This is a genomic window from Allobosea sp. UC22_33, from assembly GCF_042700715.1.
In the GTDB taxonomy this organism is placed as follows: domain Bacteria; phylum Pseudomonadota; class Alphaproteobacteria; order Rhizobiales; family Beijerinckiaceae; genus Allobosea.
The window spans coordinates 4,775,926-4,793,023 of the sequence record NZ_CP170556.1 but is presented as its reverse complement, the minus strand read 5'-3'; the positions used below and the strand labels follow the sequence as shown (position 1 = coordinate 4,793,023).

Annotated in this window: 15 protein-coding genes; 8 read left to right on the top strand and 7 right to left on the bottom strand. The window is 66.7% G+C overall.

What is annotated here, in order from left to right:
* Complete coding sequence (gene sdhA, locus ACFJGT_RS23135) at positions 1-1,833, top strand: succinate dehydrogenase flavoprotein subunit (RefSeq protein WP_377843013.1); 1,833 nt, start codon at positions 1-3, stop codon at positions 1,831-1,833.
* Between the two features lie 9 nt (positions 1,834-1,842).
* Positions 1,843-2,628 carry a succinate dehydrogenase iron-sulfur subunit gene (locus tag ACFJGT_RS23130; RefSeq protein ID WP_336810200.1) on the top strand — a complete coding sequence of 262 codons (786 nt, stop codon included), beginning with the start codon at positions 1,843-1,845 and terminating at the stop codon, positions 2,626-2,628.
* Between the two features lie 188 nt (positions 2,629-2,816).
* Here ACFJGT_RS23130 and ACFJGT_RS23125 read toward each other — a convergent pair whose 3' ends face one another.
* Together ACFJGT_RS23125 and ACFJGT_RS23120 are read right to left on the bottom strand one after the other, a co-directional pair.
* A complete protein-coding gene (locus ACFJGT_RS23125; RefSeq protein ID WP_377843008.1) occupies positions 2,817-4,058 on the bottom strand; it encodes an NAD(P)/FAD-dependent oxidoreductase in 1,242 nt (413 codons plus the stop codon).
* Positions 4,055-4,858, bottom strand: a complete 804-nt coding sequence (locus ACFJGT_RS23120) for a glutamine amidotransferase (RefSeq protein WP_377843005.1) — start codon at positions 4,856-4,858, stop codon at positions 4,055-4,057. The genes ACFJGT_RS23125 and ACFJGT_RS23120 overlap by 4 nt, the downstream gene beginning before the upstream one ends.
* Positions 4,859-5,106: 248 nt before the next feature.
* Between ACFJGT_RS23120 and ACFJGT_RS23115 the strand changes: the two genes are divergently transcribed.
* The 3 genes from ACFJGT_RS23115 (at position 5,107) to ACFJGT_RS23105 (ending at position 10,226) form a co-directional block, all read left to right on the top strand.
* Positions 5,107-5,745 carry a TetR/AcrR family transcriptional regulator gene (locus tag ACFJGT_RS23115; RefSeq protein WP_377843002.1) on the top strand — a complete coding sequence of 213 codons (639 nt, stop codon included), beginning with the start codon at positions 5,107-5,109 and terminating at the stop codon, positions 5,743-5,745.
* Between the two features lie 65 nt (positions 5,746-5,810).
* A complete protein-coding gene (locus ACFJGT_RS23110) occupies positions 5,811-6,992 on the top strand; it encodes an efflux RND transporter periplasmic adaptor subunit (protein ID WP_377843000.1) in 1,182 nt (393 codons plus the stop codon).
* A gap of 12 nt (positions 6,993-7,004) precedes the next feature.
* The gene (locus ACFJGT_RS23105; protein ID WP_377842996.1) at positions 7,005-10,226 is read left to right on the top strand and encodes an efflux RND transporter permease subunit; all 3,222 of its coding nucleotides are present in this window, start codon (positions 7,005-7,007) and stop codon (positions 10,224-10,226) included.
* A gap of 4 nt (positions 10,227-10,230) precedes the next feature.
* Here ACFJGT_RS23105 and ACFJGT_RS23100 read toward each other — a convergent pair whose 3' ends face one another.
* The 3 genes from ACFJGT_RS23100 to ACFJGT_RS23090 all read right to left on the bottom strand — a co-directional run bounded on the left by ACFJGT_RS23100 (position 10,231) and on the right by ACFJGT_RS23090 (position 12,605).
* Entirely contained in the window at positions 10,231-10,902 is a 672-nt protein-coding gene (locus ACFJGT_RS23100; protein ID WP_377842994.1) for a hypothetical protein, read from the bottom strand.
* A gap of 213 nt (positions 10,903-11,115) precedes the next feature.
* Positions 11,116-12,033 (bottom strand): hypothetical protein, encoded by a 918-nt coding sequence (locus ACFJGT_RS23095; protein ID WP_377842991.1) that lies wholly within the window; start codon positions 12,031-12,033, stop codon positions 11,116-11,118.
* A 68-nt stretch (positions 12,034-12,101) separates the two neighbouring features.
* Entirely contained in the window at positions 12,102-12,605 is a 504-nt protein-coding gene (locus tag ACFJGT_RS23090) for a winged helix-turn-helix transcriptional regulator (protein ID WP_377842989.1), read from the bottom strand.
* 100 nt (positions 12,606-12,705) lie between these two features.
* Between ACFJGT_RS23090 and ACFJGT_RS23085 the strand changes: the two genes are divergently transcribed.
* A complete protein-coding gene (locus ACFJGT_RS23085) occupies positions 12,706-13,272 on the top strand; it encodes a dihydrofolate reductase family protein (protein ID WP_377842983.1) in 567 nt (188 codons plus the stop codon).
* Between the two features lie 9 nt (positions 13,273-13,281).
* Here the strand turns inward: ACFJGT_RS23085 and ACFJGT_RS23080 are convergent, their stop codons facing one another.
* Positions 13,282-14,184 carry a DMT family transporter gene (locus tag ACFJGT_RS23080; RefSeq protein WP_377842980.1) on the bottom strand — a complete coding sequence of 301 codons (903 nt, stop codon included), beginning with the start codon at positions 14,182-14,184 and terminating at the stop codon, positions 13,282-13,284.
* 166 nt (positions 14,185-14,350) lie between these two features.
* On the opposite strand from ACFJGT_RS23080, the gene ACFJGT_RS23075 reads away from it, so the two are divergent.
* A complete protein-coding gene (locus ACFJGT_RS23075) occupies positions 14,351-15,217 on the top strand; it encodes a LysR family transcriptional regulator (protein ID WP_377842976.1) in 867 nt (288 codons plus the stop codon).
* A gap of 44 nt (positions 15,218-15,261) precedes the next feature.
* Complete coding sequence (obgE, locus tag ACFJGT_RS23070) at positions 15,262-16,305, top strand: GTPase ObgE (protein ID WP_377842973.1); 1,044 nt, start codon at positions 15,262-15,264, stop codon at positions 16,303-16,305.
* A 15-nt stretch (positions 16,306-16,320) separates the two neighbouring features.
* Here obgE and ACFJGT_RS23065 read toward each other — a convergent pair whose 3' ends face one another.
* Positions 16,321-17,097: a hypothetical protein gene (locus ACFJGT_RS23065; RefSeq protein WP_377842970.1), complete on the bottom strand. Its 777-nt coding sequence runs from the start codon at positions 17,095-17,097 to the stop codon at positions 16,321-16,323.
* Position 17,098: the final 1 nt, after the last annotated feature.

Here is a 17,098-nt window from a genome sequence, read left to right as displayed (position 1 = left end):
ATGGCGATCACCAAGTCCCGCCCGGTCCCGGCCTATACCGGCACCGCCTATCCGATCACGGACCACACCTTCGACGTCGTCGTCGTCGGCGCCGGCGGCGCCGGCCTTCGCGCCACCGTCGGCTGCTCGCAGGCCGGCCTGCGCACCGCCTGCATCACCAAGGTGTTCCCGACCCGCTCGCACACCGTCGCGGCCCAGGGCGGCGTCGCCGCCTCGCTCGGCAACATGGGCAAGGACACCTGGCAGTGGCACATGTACGACACCGTCAAGGGGTCGGACTGGCTCGGCGACCAGGACGCGATCGAATATCTCGTGCGCAACGCGCCGGCCGCCGTCTACGAGCTCGAGCATTGGGGCGTGCCCTTCTCGCGCACCGAGGACGGCCGCATCTACCAGCGCCCCTTCGGCGGCATGACCACCGAATTCGGCGAGGGCCCGCCGGCCCAGCGCACCTGCGCCGCGGCCGACCGCACCGGTCACGCCATGCTGCACACGCTCTATGGCCAGGCGCTGCGCTACAATACCGAGTTCTTCATCGAGTATTTCGCCATCGACCTGATCATGGACGAGGACGGCCATTGCCGCGGCGTGATCGCGCTCAAGCTCGATGACGGCACGCTGCACCGCTTCCGTTCGCAGCAGACCATCCTGGCGACGGGCGGCTATGGCCGCGCCTATTTCTCGGCGACCTCGGCCCATACCTGCACCGGCGACGGCGGCGGCATGGTGCTGCGCGCCGGCCTGCCGATGCAGGACATGGAGTTCGTGCAGTTCCACCCGACCGGCATCTACGGCTCGGGCTGCCTGATCACCGAGGGCGCGCGCGGCGAGGGCGGCTACCTCACCAATTCCGAGGGCGAGCGCTTCATGGAGCGCTATGCCCCCTCTGCCAAGGACCTCGCCTCGCGCGACGTCGTCTCGCGCTCGATGACGATGGAGATCCGGGCCGGCCGTGGCGTCGGAAAGGACAAGGACCACATCTACCTGCATCTGGATCATCTCGATCCGAAGATCCTGCACGAGCGCCTGCCCGGCATCTCGGAGAGCGCCAAGATCTTCGCCGGCGTCGACGTGACCCGCGAGCCGATTCCCGTGCTGCCGACCGTGCACTACAACATGGGCGGCATCCCCACGAACTTCCACGGCGAGGTTCTGACCAAGGTCGGCGGCGATCCGGACACGGTGGTGCCCGGCCTGATGGCGATCGGCGAAGCGGCCTGCGTCTCGGTTCACGGCGCCAACCGCCTCGGCTCCAACTCGCTGATCGATCTCGTAGTGTTCGGCCGCGCGGCCGGGCTGCGCTGCGCCGACACGGTAACGGCGGGCGAGAAGCAGCCGGAACTGCCGAAGGGCTCGTCGGATTTGGCGCTGACCCGTCTCGACAAGTACCGCAACGCTGCGGGCGGCACGCCGACCGCGGTGCTGCGCGACCGGATGCAGCGGACGATGCAGAACAACTGCGCCGTCTATCGCGAGGGCGCCACGCTGGAAGAAGGCCACAAGCTCATCCACGAGGTCTGGAACGGCATTGCCGATGTCGGCACCAAGGACCGCTCGCTGATCTGGAACTCCGACCTGATCGAGACCCTGGAATTCGACAACCTGATCACCCAGGCGGTCGTCACCATGGACTCGGCCCTGAACCGTCCGGAAAGCCGCGGCGCGCACGCCCGCGAGGATTATCCGAACCGCGACGACAAGGACTGGATGAAGCACACGCTCGCCTGGATCGACGACGAGAAGCGCACGATCACGCTCGATGACCGGCCGGTGCACACTTACACGATGTCCAACGACATCGAGTACATCAAGCCCAAGGCGCGGGTGTACTGAGGGACTCCGATGGCTGAATTCAATCTCCCGAAGAACTCCCGCCTCGTCGAGGGCAAGGCCTGGCCGAAGCCGGCCGGCGCCAAGAAGCTGACCGAATTCAAGGTCTATCGCTGGAGCCCGGACGACACAGAGAATCCGCGCACCGACACCTATTATGTCGACCGCGACGATTGCGGGCCGATGGTTCTCGACGCGCTGATCTGGATCAAGAACAAGGTCGACCCGACGCTGACCTTCCGCCGCTCCTGCCGCGAGGGCATCTGCGGTTCCTGCGCCATGAACATGGATGGCAAGAACGGGCTGGCCTGCACCACCGGCATCGACGAATGCGGGGCCAAGGGCAAGGTCGCGATCTATCCGCTGCCGCATATGCCGGTCGTCAAGGACCTGGTGCCGGACCTGACGCGGTTCTATGCCCAGCACGCCTCGATCGAGCCCTGGTTGCAGACCACGACGCCGGCTCCCGAGAAGGAATGGCGCCAGGCCAAGGACGACCGCGAGAAGCTCGACGGGCTCTACGAGTGCATCCTCTGCGCCTGCTGCTCGACCTCCTGCCCGAGCTATTGGTGGAACGGCGACCGCTATCTCGGCCCGGCCGCGCTGCTGCAGGCCTATCGCTGGCTGATCGATAGCCGCGACGAGGCGACGGGCGAGCGGCTGGACAATCTGGAAGATCCCTTCCGGCTCTATCGCTGCCACACCATCATGAACTGCGCGAATGCCTGCCCGAAGGGTCTGAACCCGGCCAAGGCAATCGCCGAGGTCAAGAAGATGATGGTGGCTCGTCAGGTCTGACGACGCGCGTCATCCCGTGCGCGCTGCGGCATGTGAATGCCGCTGCGCAGACACGGGACCGTTTTCCAATAAGGGCGCGTTCCTGTCTGGGGCGCGCCTTTTCGTTGAAGAGGTGCCTTCTTGTCGCGCGGTCCCGCATCTGCGCAGCAGCACTGCGTGCCGCAGCGCGTGCGGGAAGACAGCGGTTCTCAGCGGATGTAGCGCTCCGGCCGGAACGGCATCGGGTCGATCGGTGGCTTCTCGCCGCAGGCCATCGCGGCGATCATTTCGCCGGTGATCGGGCCGGTCGAGAAGCCGATATGCTGGTTGCCGAAGGCGAGCCAGAGGCCGGGATTGCGAGGCGCCTCGCCGATCATCGGCAATGAATCCGGCAAGGTCGGCCGGGCGCCGCGCCAGGTTTCGCCGACGACCTCGCCGAGCGGGAAGGCCTCGCGGGCTGACGCCGTCGCGCTGTCGATCTGGCGGTGATCGTCGGGGGCGTCGCGAAATGACAGGTCGACGCCGCTGGTGATGCGAAAGCCCTGCTCCATCGGCGCCATGTAATAGGCGCCGTCAACATCGTAGACTGGGCGCGACAGGCCGGTGCCGGCGGCCGGCTTGAGATGGCGGTGATAGCCGCGCTCGACATCGAGCTTCGGATCGATCCCGAGCGGCTTCAGCAGATCGCCGCTCCAGGGGCCCAGCGCCACGACGGCGATGTCGGCCTCGAAGCTGCCTGAAGCGGTGCTCGCGCGCCAGCTGGTACCGTTGCGGGCGAGGCTGGTGATCGCGGCCTGTTCGATCCGGCCTCCACGCTCGGCAAAGAGCGCCGCGTAGGCTTCGGTGACGGCGCCGGGAGAATCCACCGAGCCGACGCAGGGAATCAGGAGCCCCGCCGGGAAGATCGGGTTCAGGTTCGGCTCGAGGCCGGAAATGCCCTGCCGCTCGAGCACTTGCGACTCGATGCCGTGGCTCTTCAGGAAATCATGCTCGGCCCGGGCGGCGTCATGGCCGGCCTCGCTGCGCCAGAGCTTGAGCGTGCCGGTCTCGCGCAGGCGGTGCGAGACGCCGGCCTCGGCCATCAGGACGCGATGGCGTTCGACCGTGCTCGCTGTCAACGCCTGCAAGGCGGCGATGCGGGCTTTGGCCTGCGAGGGCCGGGCCTCCCAGAGGAAGCGCAGCAGCCAGCCCGGCCGGCTGAAGGCACGGGTCCAGCTCAGGTTGAGCGCCGGATGGCGATTGCCGAGATAGCCCGTGATCTTGGCGTAGAGCGAGGGATTGTTGAGCGGCACGATCGAGGAAGCCGCGAGCACGCCGGCATTGCCGTAGGAGGTCTCGCGGCCCGGCGCCTTGCGGTCGATCAGGGTGACCGCCAGCCCACGCTTCTGGAGCGCGAGCGCGCAGGAGACGCCGACCATGCCGGCGCCGAGGACGAGAGCTGTACGGGTCAAGGCGATGTCGTTCCGGCGTCAGCCGGCTCCTTCAGCCAATGGTCGAGGAAGGCGTCGAGCCAGAGCCGGATCGCCGGGTCGTGCTGGAACCAGCCGGGGACATGGGTGTGGCCGAGCTGGGCGCCGGGCATCAGCGTGCGCTCATAGCCGCGCACCGACCAGCGATACATCATCGCCGGCGTCACCTCGGGGTGGAACTGGATGCCATAGGCCTTGCTGCCGGCGCGTATCGCCTGGACCGGGAAGTCCCCGCCCGTCGCGAGGCATTCCGCCCCGTTCGGGCAGTCGAAGCCGTCGCGGTGCCATTGATAGACCGTTCCGGGCCAGGTGAAGCCGGCCGTCGTTGCATGGGAATGGCCGGCATCGGTGACGGCGAGCGGATAATAGCCGACCTCGGCGCGGCCCTCGCCATGGGTATAGACGCGCGCGCCCATATGCTTCGCCAGCATCTGCGCGCCCAGGCAGATGCCGAGGAAGGCGGCATCCTCCTTCAGGCAGGTGCCGATCCAGTCGATCTCGATCTTGACGAACTCTTCCGGGTCATTGGCCCCCATCGGGCCGCCGAAGATCACGGCGCCGGCATGGTCGCGCATCGTCTGCGGCAGCGGATCGCCGAAGCGCGGCTTGCGGATATCGAGCGCGTGGCCGCGCGCCTGCAGCAGGCGGCCGACGCGGCCGGGCGTCGAATGCTCCTGGTGCAAGACGATCAGCACCGGCTTGCGCGCGGGAATCGGCTTGCGGGCGGTGAGGGGAGAGCGGGTGCGGCGAGCCGGACGCAAGCGGAAGGCGTGGTCGTTCATCACGGACTTCAAGGTCGCTCGCGCGTGACGTTGAAGAGGGGCGGCGCGCGAAGCCATGCCAGATCGCCTCTGAGCATGCGGTTCCAGACGGAACGAAGCAAGCGATTTATGCGGGAGAATGCGGCAATCGTCCGGCAATCTTCAGTCTGTTTATCACCGCGGCTAGGGGCGCGAGGGGCACTCAGCTTGACGCCAGCGGTCTTATCTGAGATGAGAATGAACATTCATTCTCATTGTTTCGAGTTCACATGTCACCCGTGGTTCCCGCCTCGCCGCCCGAGTCCGTCCTGTCGGAGCGGCATATCCGCATCCTCGACGCGGCGGAGCGCGTCTTCGCGCGCGCCGGTTTCCATGCGGCGACGATGCAGGATGTGGCGGCCGAGGCCGGCATGAGCCCGGGCAATCTCTATCGCTATTTCTCCTCGAAGGACGCGATCATCGAGGGCATGACCGAGCGCGACCGCAGCCTGATCGCGGAAGATTTCGGGAAGCTCTGTCCGAATAACGGCTCGCTGCTGGATCAGCTGGAGGCGCTTGGCCGCAAGCATCTCGTCGATCAGCCGCGCGAGAAGGCGGTGATCGCCGTGCAGATCTGGGCCGAGGCCGCGCGCAATCCCGGCATGGCGCGGATGTGCGCGGATATCGAGGGCACCGTGATCGAAGGCCTGGCAGCTGCGATCCGCGAGGCCAAGGCGAACGGCGAGTTGCCGCCGCGTCTCGACGAGGGCCGCTTCCTGATGGCGATCTCGATGATGGCGGACGGCTTCTTCTGCCGGCGGGCGATGGACCCGAATTTCGATGTGACCGCTGCCGCCGACACGCTCTTCGACGGCATGCGCCAGCTCTCGCAGACCATGCTCCTGCCCGAAACGGAGACGCAGTCGTGATCTCTGCTTCCGCCGCGCTTTCCCCGTCTCCGTCCGGCCCGATGGCCGCAACAGGATTCTTTCCGATGTCCCTTCGTTCGATCGTTTCGCTGAACGCGATGATCGCCCTCGCGCTGCTTGCTGCGCCGCTGCCGCTGCGGGCTCAGACCGCGGCCCCGGCCGCGCCGGCTGCCGCGGGACCCTCCGTCACGGTGACGCAGGCGCAGACGACCGAGATCGTCCAGAGCGTCGTCGTCTCCGGCTCGATCGTCGCGCGCGACGAAATCCTGGTCGCGCCGGAAGTCGACGGGCTCTCGATCGTCGAATTGCTGGCGCAGGAAGGCGACAAGGTTGCGCAAGGGCAGGTGCTCGCCCGGCTGAGCCGGACGACGCTCGAAGTCCAGAAGTCCCAGAACGACGCCCAGATCGCCCGTGCCGAGGCGCTGATCGCGCAGGCCAAGGCCCAGATCGCCGAAGCCGATGCCAATGTCGTCCAGGCCAACAACGCCTTCGACCGGACCAAGGCCCTGCGCGAGACCGGCAACACCAGCATCGAGACGTTCGACCAGCGGGCCGCCGCTGCCCGTTCCGGACAAGCCCGCGCGAACTCGGCCCGGCAGGCGCTGGCGATCGCCAGCGCGGACCTCGCCTTGGCCCAGGCGCAGGGCAAGGATATCACCGTCAAACTGGCGCGCACCGAGATCAAGGCGCCGCGCGCCGGCATCATCAGCCGGCGCACGGCGCGGCTCGGCGCGATGGCGAGCATGCTGCCGCAGACCGATCCGCTGTTCCGGATCATCGCCGATGGCGCGGTCGAGCTGGAGGCGCAGGTCGCCGAGGTCGAGCTGCCCCGGCTCAAGCTCGGGCAGGGCGTGGCGGTGACCCCGGCCGGCGCCAACGAGGCGCTGGCAGGCACGATCCGCCTGATCATGCCGGAGGTCGACAAGGCCTCGCGGCTCGGCCGCGTGCTCGTCGCGCTCGAGGGCAATCCGCCGGTCGCCATCGGCTCCTTCGCGCGCGGGATCATCGAGACCGGCCGCAAGCGCGCCGTCACCCTGCCGCTGTCGGCGATCACCTATAACCGGGCCGGGGCGACCGTTCAGTCCGTCAAGGACGGCAAGGTCACGACCAAGCCGGTAACGCTCGGGCTCGTCGGCCATGGCCGCGCCGAGATCGCGAGCGGCATCACCGAGGGCGAGACGGTCGTGGCGCGTGCCGGCACCTTCGTGCGCGACGGCGACGTGATCACGCCGGTCGCGACGAACTGACGGGCGGCCGCGATGAACGTCAATTTCTCCGCCTGGTCGATCCGGAAGCCGGTTCCGGCCATCCTGCTCTTCGTCGTGCTCTGCGTGCTCGGGCTGCTCGCCTTCTCGAAGCTGCCGGTGACGCGCTTCCCGAACATCGATATCCCGCTGGTCTCCGTCACCGTGACGCAGTCCGGCGCGGCGCCGGCCGAGCTCGAAAGCCAGGTCAGCAAGCGCGTCGAGGACACGGTCGCCAATATCACCGGCGTGAAACATGTCGTCTCGACGCTGACCGACGGCCAGTCGCTGACGCTGATCGAGTTCCGGCTGGAAACCAATACCGATCGGGCCGTCAACGACGTCAAGGACGCGATCGCCAAGATCCGGGCCGAGTTGCCGCGCACCATCGACGAGCCGATCATCCAGCGCATCGATGTCGAGGGGCAGTCGATCCTGACCTATGGCGCGGCCTCGGCCGGCATGACGCTGGAGCAGCTCTCCTGGCATGTCGACGATGTCGTCGCGCGCGAATTGCAGGGGCTGAAGGGCGTCGGCCGGGTCGAGCGCTATGGCGGCGTCGACCGTGAGATCCGCATCTCGCTCGATCCCGACCGGCTGCTCGCGCTCGGCATCACCGCCGGCGAGGTCAATCGCCAGATTCGCGCCACCAATGTCGATCTCGCCGGCGGGCGCGGCGAGGTCGGCGGTCAGGAGCAGGCGATCCGTACGCTCGCCGGTGCGCGGACCGTCGCCGAGCTGGCGGAGACCAAGATCACGCTCTCGGGCGGACGCGAGGTGCGCCTGAAGGAGCTCGGCCGCGTCGAGGATTCCAATTCCGAGCCGCGGGCGTTCGGGCGCCTGAACAAGAGCCCGGTCGTGACCTTCGCGGTATTCCGCTCGAAGGGGTCGAGCGAGCTCTCGGTCAAGGATGTCGTGGCGCAGCGCGTGGATGAGCTGAACAAGCGCTTCCCGGACATCAAGATCACGCCGATCGACGACGCCGTCGCCTATACCTACGGCAACTACAAGGCGGCGATGGAAACGCTACTGGAAGGCGCAGGGCTCGCCGTCCTCGTCGTCTTCCTGTTCCTGCGCAACTGGCGGGCGACGCTGATCACCGCAGTGGCGCTGCCGCTCTCGGCCATTCCCACCTTCTGGGCGATGGAGCTGATGGGCTTCTCGCTGAACCTCGTCAGCCTGCTCGGCATCACGCTGGTGACCGGCATCCTGGTCGACGACGCCATCGTCGAGATCGAGAACATCGTCCGGCACATGAAGATGGGTAAATCGCCCTATCGCGCCGCGATGGAGGCGGCCGACGAGATCGGCCTCGCGGTCATCGCGATCACGCTGACCATCGTCGCGATCTTCGCGCCGGTCTCCTTCATGGGCGGCGTCGCCGGCCAGTATTTCCGGCAGTTCGGCCTGACCGTCGCTGTCGCCGTGCTGTTTTCGCTGCTCGTCGCGCGCCTGATCACGCCGATGATGGCCGCCTATCTGATGAAGCCGGTCCATCATGCCGATCCCAAGGACGGGTTCGTGATGCGCGGCTATGTCGGCCTGCTCAGGGGCACGCTGAAGAAGCGTCGCATGCCGTTCTTCCCGCGCCTCGACGGCTCCGGGCGCTGGCGGACCATGCCGTTCAACACGGCCTATGCGACGCTGGTCATCGGCTTCATGTTCCTGATCGGTTCGATCCAGGCGACGCAGATGCTGCCGACCGGCTTCATCCCGGACGAGGACACCTCGCGCGTGGTCGCTTCCGTCGAATTGCCGCCCGGCTCGACGCTCGAAGACACCCGCGTCACCACCGACAAGCTCGTCGATGTCCTGAAGACCATTCCCGAAGTGCGCGACGTCTTCGTGCTGGGCGGGGCTTCGCCGACCGGCCAGCGCGAGGTGCGCCGCGCCTCGGTCTTCATCCTGCTCAAGCCCAAGGCCGAGCGCGACATCGCCCAGAAGGAGCTCAAGGTCACTATCGCCGAGAAGCTCGCCAGCGTGCCGGATGTGCGCGCCTGGTATGTCAACGAGCGCGGCGAGCGCGAGATGGCCTTCTCGATCCTGTCGAAGGATGGCGAGGCGCTGGATGCCGCCGTTGCCAAGATCGAGGCGCGGATGCGCCAGGTCGACGGCTATCTCAATGTCGCGACGGCGGGCTCGCTGAGCCGGCCGGAATTGCGCGTCACGCCGAAGCTGGAGGAGGCTGCCAATCTCGGCGTCACGCCGGAGGCGATCTCGGAAGCGGTGCGCGTCGCCACGATCGGCGATGTCGGGCCGAACCTCGCCAAGTTCAACGCGGGCGACCGGCTGGTGCCGATCCGCGTCCAGCTCGACGAAGTCGCGCGGACCGACATGCGCAACATCGCGGCTTTGCGCGTGACCAATGCGACCGGCGTCTCGATCCCGCTGACGGCCGTGGCCGAGATCGGCTTCGGCGAGGGGCCGAGCTCGATCGACCGCTATGACCGTGTCCGCCGCGCCCAGATCGGCGCCGACCTGAAGCGCGGCTTCGAGCTCGGCACGGCCCAGGACAAGTTCAACGAGATCGTCAAGGAGGTCGGCCTGCCGCCGGGCGTCTGGATCGCCGCGACGGGCGATGCCGAGATCCAGGGCGAGGTCGTGCAGGGCTTCGTCACCGCGATGACCACCGGTCTGATGCTGGTGCTGGCGGTGCTGATCCTGCTGTTCGGCTCGGTCTTCCAGCCGATCACGATCCTGCTCTCGCTGCCACTGTCCTTCGGCGGCGTGGTGATCGCGCTGCTCGCGACCAACAACGCCGTCTCGATGCCGGTCTATATCGGCCTGCTGATGCTGATGGGCATCGTCACCAAGAACGCGATCATGCTGGTCGATTTCGCGGTGGAGGAGGTCGGGCGCGGCAAGGACCGTTTCACGGCGCTGATCGAGGCCGGCCGCAAGCGGGCACGGCCGATCCTGATGACCACGATCGCGATGGCGGCGGGCATGCTGCCCTCGGCCTATGGCGTCGGCGACGGCGGCGAGTTCCGCGCGCCGATGGCGATCGCGGTGATCGGCGGCCTGATCGTCTCGACCGTGCTCTCGCTGGTCTTCGTGCCGTCCTTCTACATGGTGATGGACGATCTCTCGCGGGCGACCGGCTGGCTCTTCGGCCGGTTCTTCGGCAAGGCCGAGGACGAAAGCCAGTGGGAGCCGATCGACGAGCACGCGGCGCCGGCGATCGCGACGGCGGAAGCGATGTCGAAGCCGGCCCCGCCAAGGCTGGCGGCGGAGTGAGGCGTCAGGGCTGAAGTTCGAGCGGGAAGGGCGTGCGTTCGTAGACCGGGAGGAGGTCGTTTTTTGTTGCGAACTCCTCCTCCCATTGATGGAGCAGGGCAGCCACGGCGGGGCGATCTCCCGCGGTGACAAGAGCTCCCAGCTCGGTGGCCTTTTCGAAGGCTGGACGCGGCCAGGATGTCATGCGCAGGTGCCATTCCTTGATCTGCTCGTAGATGGCCGCGGCCTCGTCGAAGCGGCCGAGAGCGGCGAGGATATGGATGCGATAAGGCTCGTAGTGGTTCAGCCAGCCATTGTGTCGCGGAGCGCAAAGCTCGCCACTGGTAAGCACCATGTCATCGATCGTTCCAGCGCGACGCAACATCGACAGACCCTGATGCTCGATCGCAGTGATGGCCGCTTCGGCGAAACCCGGCTCGGACCACCGCCGAGGTCCGTCTTTGGAAAGCCAGATCGGTTCGAAGCCAAAACCATAGATAGAACCGAATGGATTGAAGGCATGCCCCATATGCCAGTTAAAGCCGGGGTAGTCCGCACTGCTGCTTCGCTCGATGGAAATCGCCCGATACACATGGCGCATCGGCTTCAGTATAATGATCGGGCCCCTGACAATGATATCGTCATGGCGTGAAGCGAGTTGCTCAAAAAGCGCCCTGATCTGCTTCTTCGTCGTCATTGTCTCGGCCTAACCTCCATGACAATGATCCGTCGAACAGGATTGAACCCTAATTTTATGGCACTCGCCAAGATATCAGCTCGCCGGTCGGGCAAGCCGGCTTTGCCGGTTTTGAGATCATAGACGCAAAGCGTGCCATCTTCTCGGTATTCATAGGCGTCCACACGGATCGACCGCGGATACCCATAAGGCACCTCTTGGCTGTTAACGCCCTCAATGCGTTCTTTGAGGAATGATCGTTCGGCTCGGAAACGGAAGTCGTTTAGAATCGTTGACATATCGCGCAAAGCGCGTGTGGATATCCGTTCCATAAACTGTTCGTGACGGGTAAAGCTCAGGGGAGCCGGCAGCATTGGCGGCGCGATCGGCTAACTCCCTGACATCCGGCAAGCGCCGGCAGGCTAGCTCGGCCTGCTCCTCCGTTATGCGCCCGGAAAAGCTGAGGTCGAACTTGCCGGTCGTGCCGTCTCCCAGCTGATACTCACGGGCGTTGAAGCCCATGACGGCATGCTGGCCGTCGATGCCGTTGGACGGCGATTGCCAGTTGAAAAGGATCGCGCCGCCGAGGAGGATCGCCGGTGCTGCCAGAAGCGGCACGAAAGCCGGCTGCACCGTCGCATCGGGCTCGGGCCCGGACGGCGTCCAGATCGTGCGGGCGACGAGTTCGCCGTCGGGGCCGCCGTTATAGATCGACTGGACATTGCCGCTCCTCTCGAAGCTGGTCTTGTTGCCCTCGGGATCGATGACAGTCTGGCGCTCGTCGAAGCTTACGGCGCGCGAGGCGGCATATTCCGACTGGATCGTCGTGCCCTCGCCGTCCGTGACGGTCTGCTCGAAGATCGAGCCATCCTCGCTCCAGCCTTCGTCGAGCGGGGACCAGCCGGTATCGGCACCCAGCGAGCTGCCATCGGGAGACAGGGGATCTGCCGGGCTGGAGCCGCCACCTCCGCCGGCGCCGCTGGTCCATTGACCGCCGCCGGCATTGCCGGAGGGGACGCGCGGCTGGTTCGGGTTGTATTTGCGGCGCCAATGATCGCGCCGGATCAGGCAAAGCTCGTCGCGCAGCCGCAGCAGGCGCAACCGGGCGGCGCGAAGCTCGCGATCGGCGTACGGACGATGGAGGATGGGCATCTGAGGCTCCTGGACGGGAGTCCCAGTGTGATGCCGCTACGGCAGACGGGGATAAGTTCGGGTGGGCTTCAGCCCGCCGTGGCCTGCCGCCGCGCCAGCGCGTCCCGATAGGCCTGCGTCAGCTCGGCGAGCACGGATTGCTCGGGCTTGGGCGCATCGAGATGGAGATGCCTCAGCTCCTGCATGAAACGCTCCCAAAGGGGCGGGCCGCCTTCGCTGAGCAGTTCGGCGCGGATCGAGAGTTCCTCGGTCACCGGCAGGAAGTTTCGGCCCCACTCCCCCATAGCGGCGAAGACCGGGACGAGCGCGATGCCCATCTCGGTCAGGCTGTAGATCGCCTTCTGCTTGTGGCTGGCGTCGTCGCGGCGCGAGAGCAGGCCCTTCTCGACGAGGCGCTTCAGGCGGTCGGCGAGGATGTTCGAGGCGATGCCCTCGTCCGATTTCGCCAGCATCTCGCGGAAATGCCGGCGGTTGCCGAACATGATGTCGCGCAGCACGATCAGGCTCCAGCGGTCGCCCAGGATTTCCAGCGTCAGATTGATCGGACAGCCCGAACGGCCGGTCTCGCGCATGCTTGTCTCCAAAACCGCTTGCAACATAGGAGCGGTTTCGTTACCCAACAACCGGTTGCAAATCGAAACTGGTTTTGACCGGACCTGTCAGGAGGATGCGATGGCCAAGGTGATCGTCTGGAATCTGATGACCATGGAGGGGTTCTTCGAAGGCAAGGAGAAGTGGGATCTGAGCTTCCATGGCGATGCCTGGGGCGACGAGATCTCCGTGCTCAGCAGCGAGTTCGGCCGCAAGGCCGGGCTGCTCGTCTTCGGCCGCGTCACCTATGAGGGGATGAAGGCCTACTGGACGACGAACGAGGATGAGGGTGAAGGCGAGGTCAAGGGCTTCATGAACGCCCTGCCGAAGCTCGTGGCGTCACGCAGCCTCACCGGCTCCGACTGGAACAATACGACGGTGACGGCGGATATCACCGGAGAGATCACGCGCCGAAAGGCGGAAGCCGGCAAGGACATCTATGTCTTCGGCAGCGCCGAATTGACGGAATCGCTCTTGGCGGCGGGTCTCGTCGACGAGATCATGATCGCGGTCGCGCCGGTTACCATCGGGCAGGGTACGCCCTTGTTCAAGCCGAACGCGGAGAAGCGCCACTACGCGTTGATCGCGGCCCGCCCGCTCAAGAACGGAACCGTGATCCTGCACTATGGCGTCAAGACTGCGGCCTGAGGGCCAGGCTCAGCCGCGCCTCACCAGCAGCACGGCGGCGAGAATGGCGACGCCGCCGAAGGCCTGGACCGGCGTCGGCTGCTCGCCGAACAGCGCCCATGCGGCGAGCACGCTGACCAGAGCCGGCCAGACCATGACGAGCGAGGCGGCGCCGGCGCCATAGCTGCCGAGCGAGAGCGTGATCAGGCCCTGGCCGAGCGCATGGGAGACGAGGCCGAGCGCCGCGACCGCGAGCCAGCCCTGCAGGCTCATCGGAACGATCTGCTCGCCCAGCATCAGCGCGGCGGCGAGGCAGAACACGGCGCAGATCGCGCTGGAGACGAGGCTGACATAGCCGGCGCCGGCCCCGTCGCGGGCGCGGCGCACCGCCAGGATATAGGCGGCATAGGAGAACGCGGCACCGACGGCGAGACTGTCGCCGAAGAGATTGCCGGTGACGCGTTCGGCGCCGGTGAATTTCGGCAGCACCAGCAGGATCGCGCCAGCGACCGCCAGCATCAGCGCGCCAAGGATGCGCCGCGAGGGCTTGTCGCCGAGCAAAAGCCAGCCGCCGAGCACGACGCCGACCGGCGAGAGATTGCCGAGCAGCGAGGCGTTGGCGATGGTCGTATGGCCGAGCGCGGCGTTATAGAGCGTGACGTCGATGCCGAAGGTCAGGCCGGCCAGCGCGACCGCGATGAAGGCGCCGCGACCGATCTTCTCGCCCGCCGGCCTGCGCTGCTCCAGCGCCGTCCAGGCGACCAGAACCGGCAGCGCGAAGAGCATGCGCCAGAAGCCGGCCGCGGCCGGGCCGACATCGGCGAGGCGCACGAAGATGCCGGAAAAGCCGATGCAGGTGGCGCCGGTCAGCAGCGTGAGGAACATCGCCAGCGCGGGCGACGCGGGCCGGACGGGAATGGCAGGGGCGGACATGGTGTTTTCTGACGATCGGTGAAGCCAGCTTCGGCCGCGACGGCGCGGTCTGCTCGGCTTCGTTCGACCAATGATATAGGCCGCTTCCTTCAATCGGAAAAACGGATTATTCTGATTTAACCATTCTTAAAACCGATCGATCGCACCCGTCCCAAGGAGGCACGTCATGACCGCTCATTTCGATCTCGCTGCGCTCGGGATGCTGGTGGCCGTGGCGGAGACCGGTGGCTTCACCGCTGCGAGCGCCCGGCTGGGCCGGACGCAATCGGCGATCTCGGTGCGCATCCAGGATCTGGAGAGCCAGCTCGGCCACAAGCTGCTGGAGCGCTCGCGCCGCGGCGTCACCCCGACCGATGCGGGCGAGCGCCTGATCGCCCATGCGCGGCGCCTGCTCGCCGTCGAGCGCGAGGCGCTGGCCGACCTTGCCGGCGAGACGCCGACGGGGCGCCTGCGCATCGGCGTTCCCGACGACTATATGGACGCCTATCTCAGGCCGCTGATCGCGCGTTTCGCGGTGGAGCATCCCAAGGTCGAGCTCGAGGTCCATTGCGACCTCTCGAAGCGGATCGAGCCGGCGCTGAAGGCGGGCGATCTCGATCTCGCCGTGGTCTCGCAGGATCCGAGCCGGCCGATGGGCGAGGTACTCCGGCGCGAGCCGATGATCTGGGTCGCGGCGCGCGGCCATCGCCCGGAACTGCAGGAGACGCTGCCACTCGCCCTGTTCTCCGAAGGCTGCCGGGCGCGCTCGCGCGTGCTCGGCGCGCTGAACAGCGCGGGACGGGCGTATCGGCTGGTCTTTTCCTGCTCGCATACCTCCGGCGTGCTTTCGGCGGTGGAGGGCGGCTTCTGCGTCACGGCCATTACGGAAAGCGCCGTGCCGCCCTCGCTGCGCCGTCTCGGCGCGACCGAGGGCTTGCCGCCGCTGTTCGAACTGACGGTCGGGCTGATCATGGCGCCGCGTCCGGGGCTGGCGGCGCAGCGTTTTGCCGATGCGCTCCGCGAAGAGATGAGCGCTTTCCGGCAGGCGGCGTGATCCGGTCCATTGCCCTTTCCTTCGCTCATCACTAGTGAAACAGCATGAAATTCCTCGACCAGGCCAAGATCTATGTGAAGGCGGGTGACGGCGGCGCCGGCTGCGTCTCCTTCCGCCGTGAAAAATTCATCGAGTTCGGTGGGCCGAACGGCGGCGATGGCGGGCGCGGCGGCGATATCGTCATCGAATGCGTGCAGGGCCTGAACACGCTGATCGACTTCCGTTTCCAGCAGCATTTCAAGGCCAAGATCGGCGGGCACGGCATGGGTTCCGACCGGCACGGCGCCAATGGTGAAACCAAGGTGCTCAAGGTGCCGCCGGGCACGCAGATCTTCGACGAGGATGGCGAGACCCTGGTCGCCGACCTGACCGAGCCCGGCCAGCGTTTCGTCCTGTGCAAGGGCGGCAATGGCGGCTTCGGCAACGCCTATTTCAAGACCGCGACCAATCAGGCGCCACGCCATGCCAATCCCGGCCTGCCGGGCGAGGAGCGCTGGGTCTGGTTCAGGCTGAAGCTGATCGCAGATGCCGGCCTCGTCGGCCTGCCCAATGCCGGCAAGTCGACCTTCCTCGCCACCGTCACGGCGGCGAAGCCGAAGATCGCCGATTATCCGTTCACCACGCTGCATCCCGGCCTCGGCGTCGTGCGCGTCGACGGGCGCGAGATGGTGCTGGCCGATATTCCCGGCCTGATCGAGGGCGCGCATGAGGGCCATGGCCTCGGTGACCGATTCCTCGGCCATATCGAGCGCTGCCGCGTGCTGCTGCATCTGGTTGAAGGCACCAGCGAGCATGCCGGCAAGGCCTACAAGACCGTGCGCGAGGAGCTGGAGGCCTATGGCGAGGGACTGGCCGAGAAGCCGGAGATCGTCGCGCTCTCCAAGGTCGACGCGCTGACGCCGGAGGTGCTCAAGGAGCAGGTCGCGCGCCTGAAGCGCGCGGCCAAGCGCATGCCGATCATCCTCTCGGCCGCTTCGGGTGAAGGTGTCGATGCGGCGCTCAGGGCGCTCTTCGCCGTCGTCGAGGAAGCGCGTCGCGCGGAAGAGCGCGAGAACGCCCCGGTCGAGGAGACCGGCTGGCGGCCCTGAAGCCGACCCGGCGCTTCAACGGAAATCCCGCCAGGCGCCGACACGGTGGATGCTTTCGCGGTCGCGCTCGGCTTCGCCGAAAGGCGCGACCGGCCAATCCCAGCTTTCATCAGGATCCGGAAGAGCGGCGCCGCGTGTAAGATCGAGGCGATCGATGACCGTACCTGTACGGTCCCTCTCGATCATCTCGACATCGCTCAACAGGGCGACGCGACCGCCGAAGCGGCGGAGATCGGTGAGATGCCAGGCAATGCATTGCGCCGGCAGATCGGCCGGGAGTTGTCCCGCGCGGGCAGGATGATCGTCCAGCCAGTCTTCGACCGGCCAGGCAAGCTGCGACATCAGGTTGGCGGAGATGACGAGGTCGACGGCCGGGTCGGAAGCCAGATCGGCGAGCGGATCGACCCGCCCGCCTTCCTCTCCGGCGAGCCAGCCGATGACGCCAGTGAGATCGCGGGTCAGGAGCCTGACCTTGGGCAGAAGGCGCATGCGCAACCGGATCTGGGGCAGGTGAACGGCATCGACCAGCAGAACCTGCTCGAACCGTTCGCAGAGCAGGTCGAGCGGGATGTCGCGCAGCAGGCCCGAGCCGAGGACGGCGACTTTCCGGTGCTGCGGCAACTCCGCGACGACTTCGCTCACCACGGCGCGGCAGCGCTCGTGATGGGGCGCCCAGGCCCGGCGTTGCCGATTGCCGCGCGCCCAGAGCGCGACACTCTCTGCGACGAGACCGAGCCGGCGCGTCATCCGCGCCGCCGGTGTGGCCAGGCTCAGGAAGAGCTCGGCGAGCATC

Excerpts from the sequence above, each read along its gene's own strand:
- sdhA (WP_377843013.1), top strand. The coding sequence starts at position 1 with ATGGCGATCACCAAGTCCCGCCCGGTCCCGGCCTATACCGGCACCGCC.
- ACFJGT_RS23130 (WP_336810200.1), top strand. The coding sequence starts at position 1,843 with ATGGCTGAATTCAATCTCCCGAAGAACTCCCGCCTCGTCGAGGGCAAG.
- ACFJGT_RS23120 (WP_377843005.1), bottom strand. The coding sequence starts at position 4,858 with ATGAACGACCACGCCTTCCGCTTGCGTCCGGCTCGCCGCACCCGCTCT.
- ACFJGT_RS23115 (WP_377843002.1), top strand. The coding sequence starts at position 5,107 with ATGTCACCCGTGGTTCCCGCCTCGCCGCCCGAGTCCGTCCTGTCGGAG.
- ACFJGT_RS23110 (WP_377843000.1), top strand. The coding sequence starts at position 5,811 with ATGTCCCTTCGTTCGATCGTTTCGCTGAACGCGATGATCGCCCTCGCG.
- ACFJGT_RS23105 (WP_377842996.1), top strand. The coding sequence starts at position 7,005 with ATGAACGTCAATTTCTCCGCCTGGTCGATCCGGAAGCCGGTTCCGGCC.
- ACFJGT_RS23100 (WP_377842994.1), bottom strand. The coding sequence starts at position 10,902 with ATGACGACGAAGAAGCAGATCAGGGCGCTTTTTGAGCAACTCGCTTCA.
- ACFJGT_RS23095 (WP_377842991.1), bottom strand. The coding sequence starts at position 12,033 with ATGCCCATCCTCCATCGTCCGTACGCCGATCGCGAGCTTCGCGCCGCC.
- ACFJGT_RS23090 (WP_377842989.1), bottom strand. The coding sequence starts at position 12,605 with ATGCGCGAGACCGGCCGTTCGGGCTGTCCGATCAATCTGACGCTGGAA.
- ACFJGT_RS23085 (WP_377842983.1), top strand. The coding sequence starts at position 12,706 with ATGGCCAAGGTGATCGTCTGGAATCTGATGACCATGGAGGGGTTCTTC.
- ACFJGT_RS23080 (WP_377842980.1), bottom strand. The coding sequence starts at position 14,184 with ATGTCCGCCCCTGCCATTCCCGTCCGGCCCGCGTCGCCCGCGCTGGCG.
- ACFJGT_RS23075 (WP_377842976.1), top strand. The coding sequence starts at position 14,351 with ATGACCGCTCATTTCGATCTCGCTGCGCTCGGGATGCTGGTGGCCGTG.
- obgE (WP_377842973.1), top strand. The coding sequence starts at position 15,262 with ATGAAATTCCTCGACCAGGCCAAGATCTATGTGAAGGCGGGTGACGGC.
- ACFJGT_RS23065 (WP_377842970.1), bottom strand. The coding sequence starts at position 17,097 with ATGCTCGCCGAGCTCTTCCTGAGCCTGGCCACACCGGCGGCGCGGATG.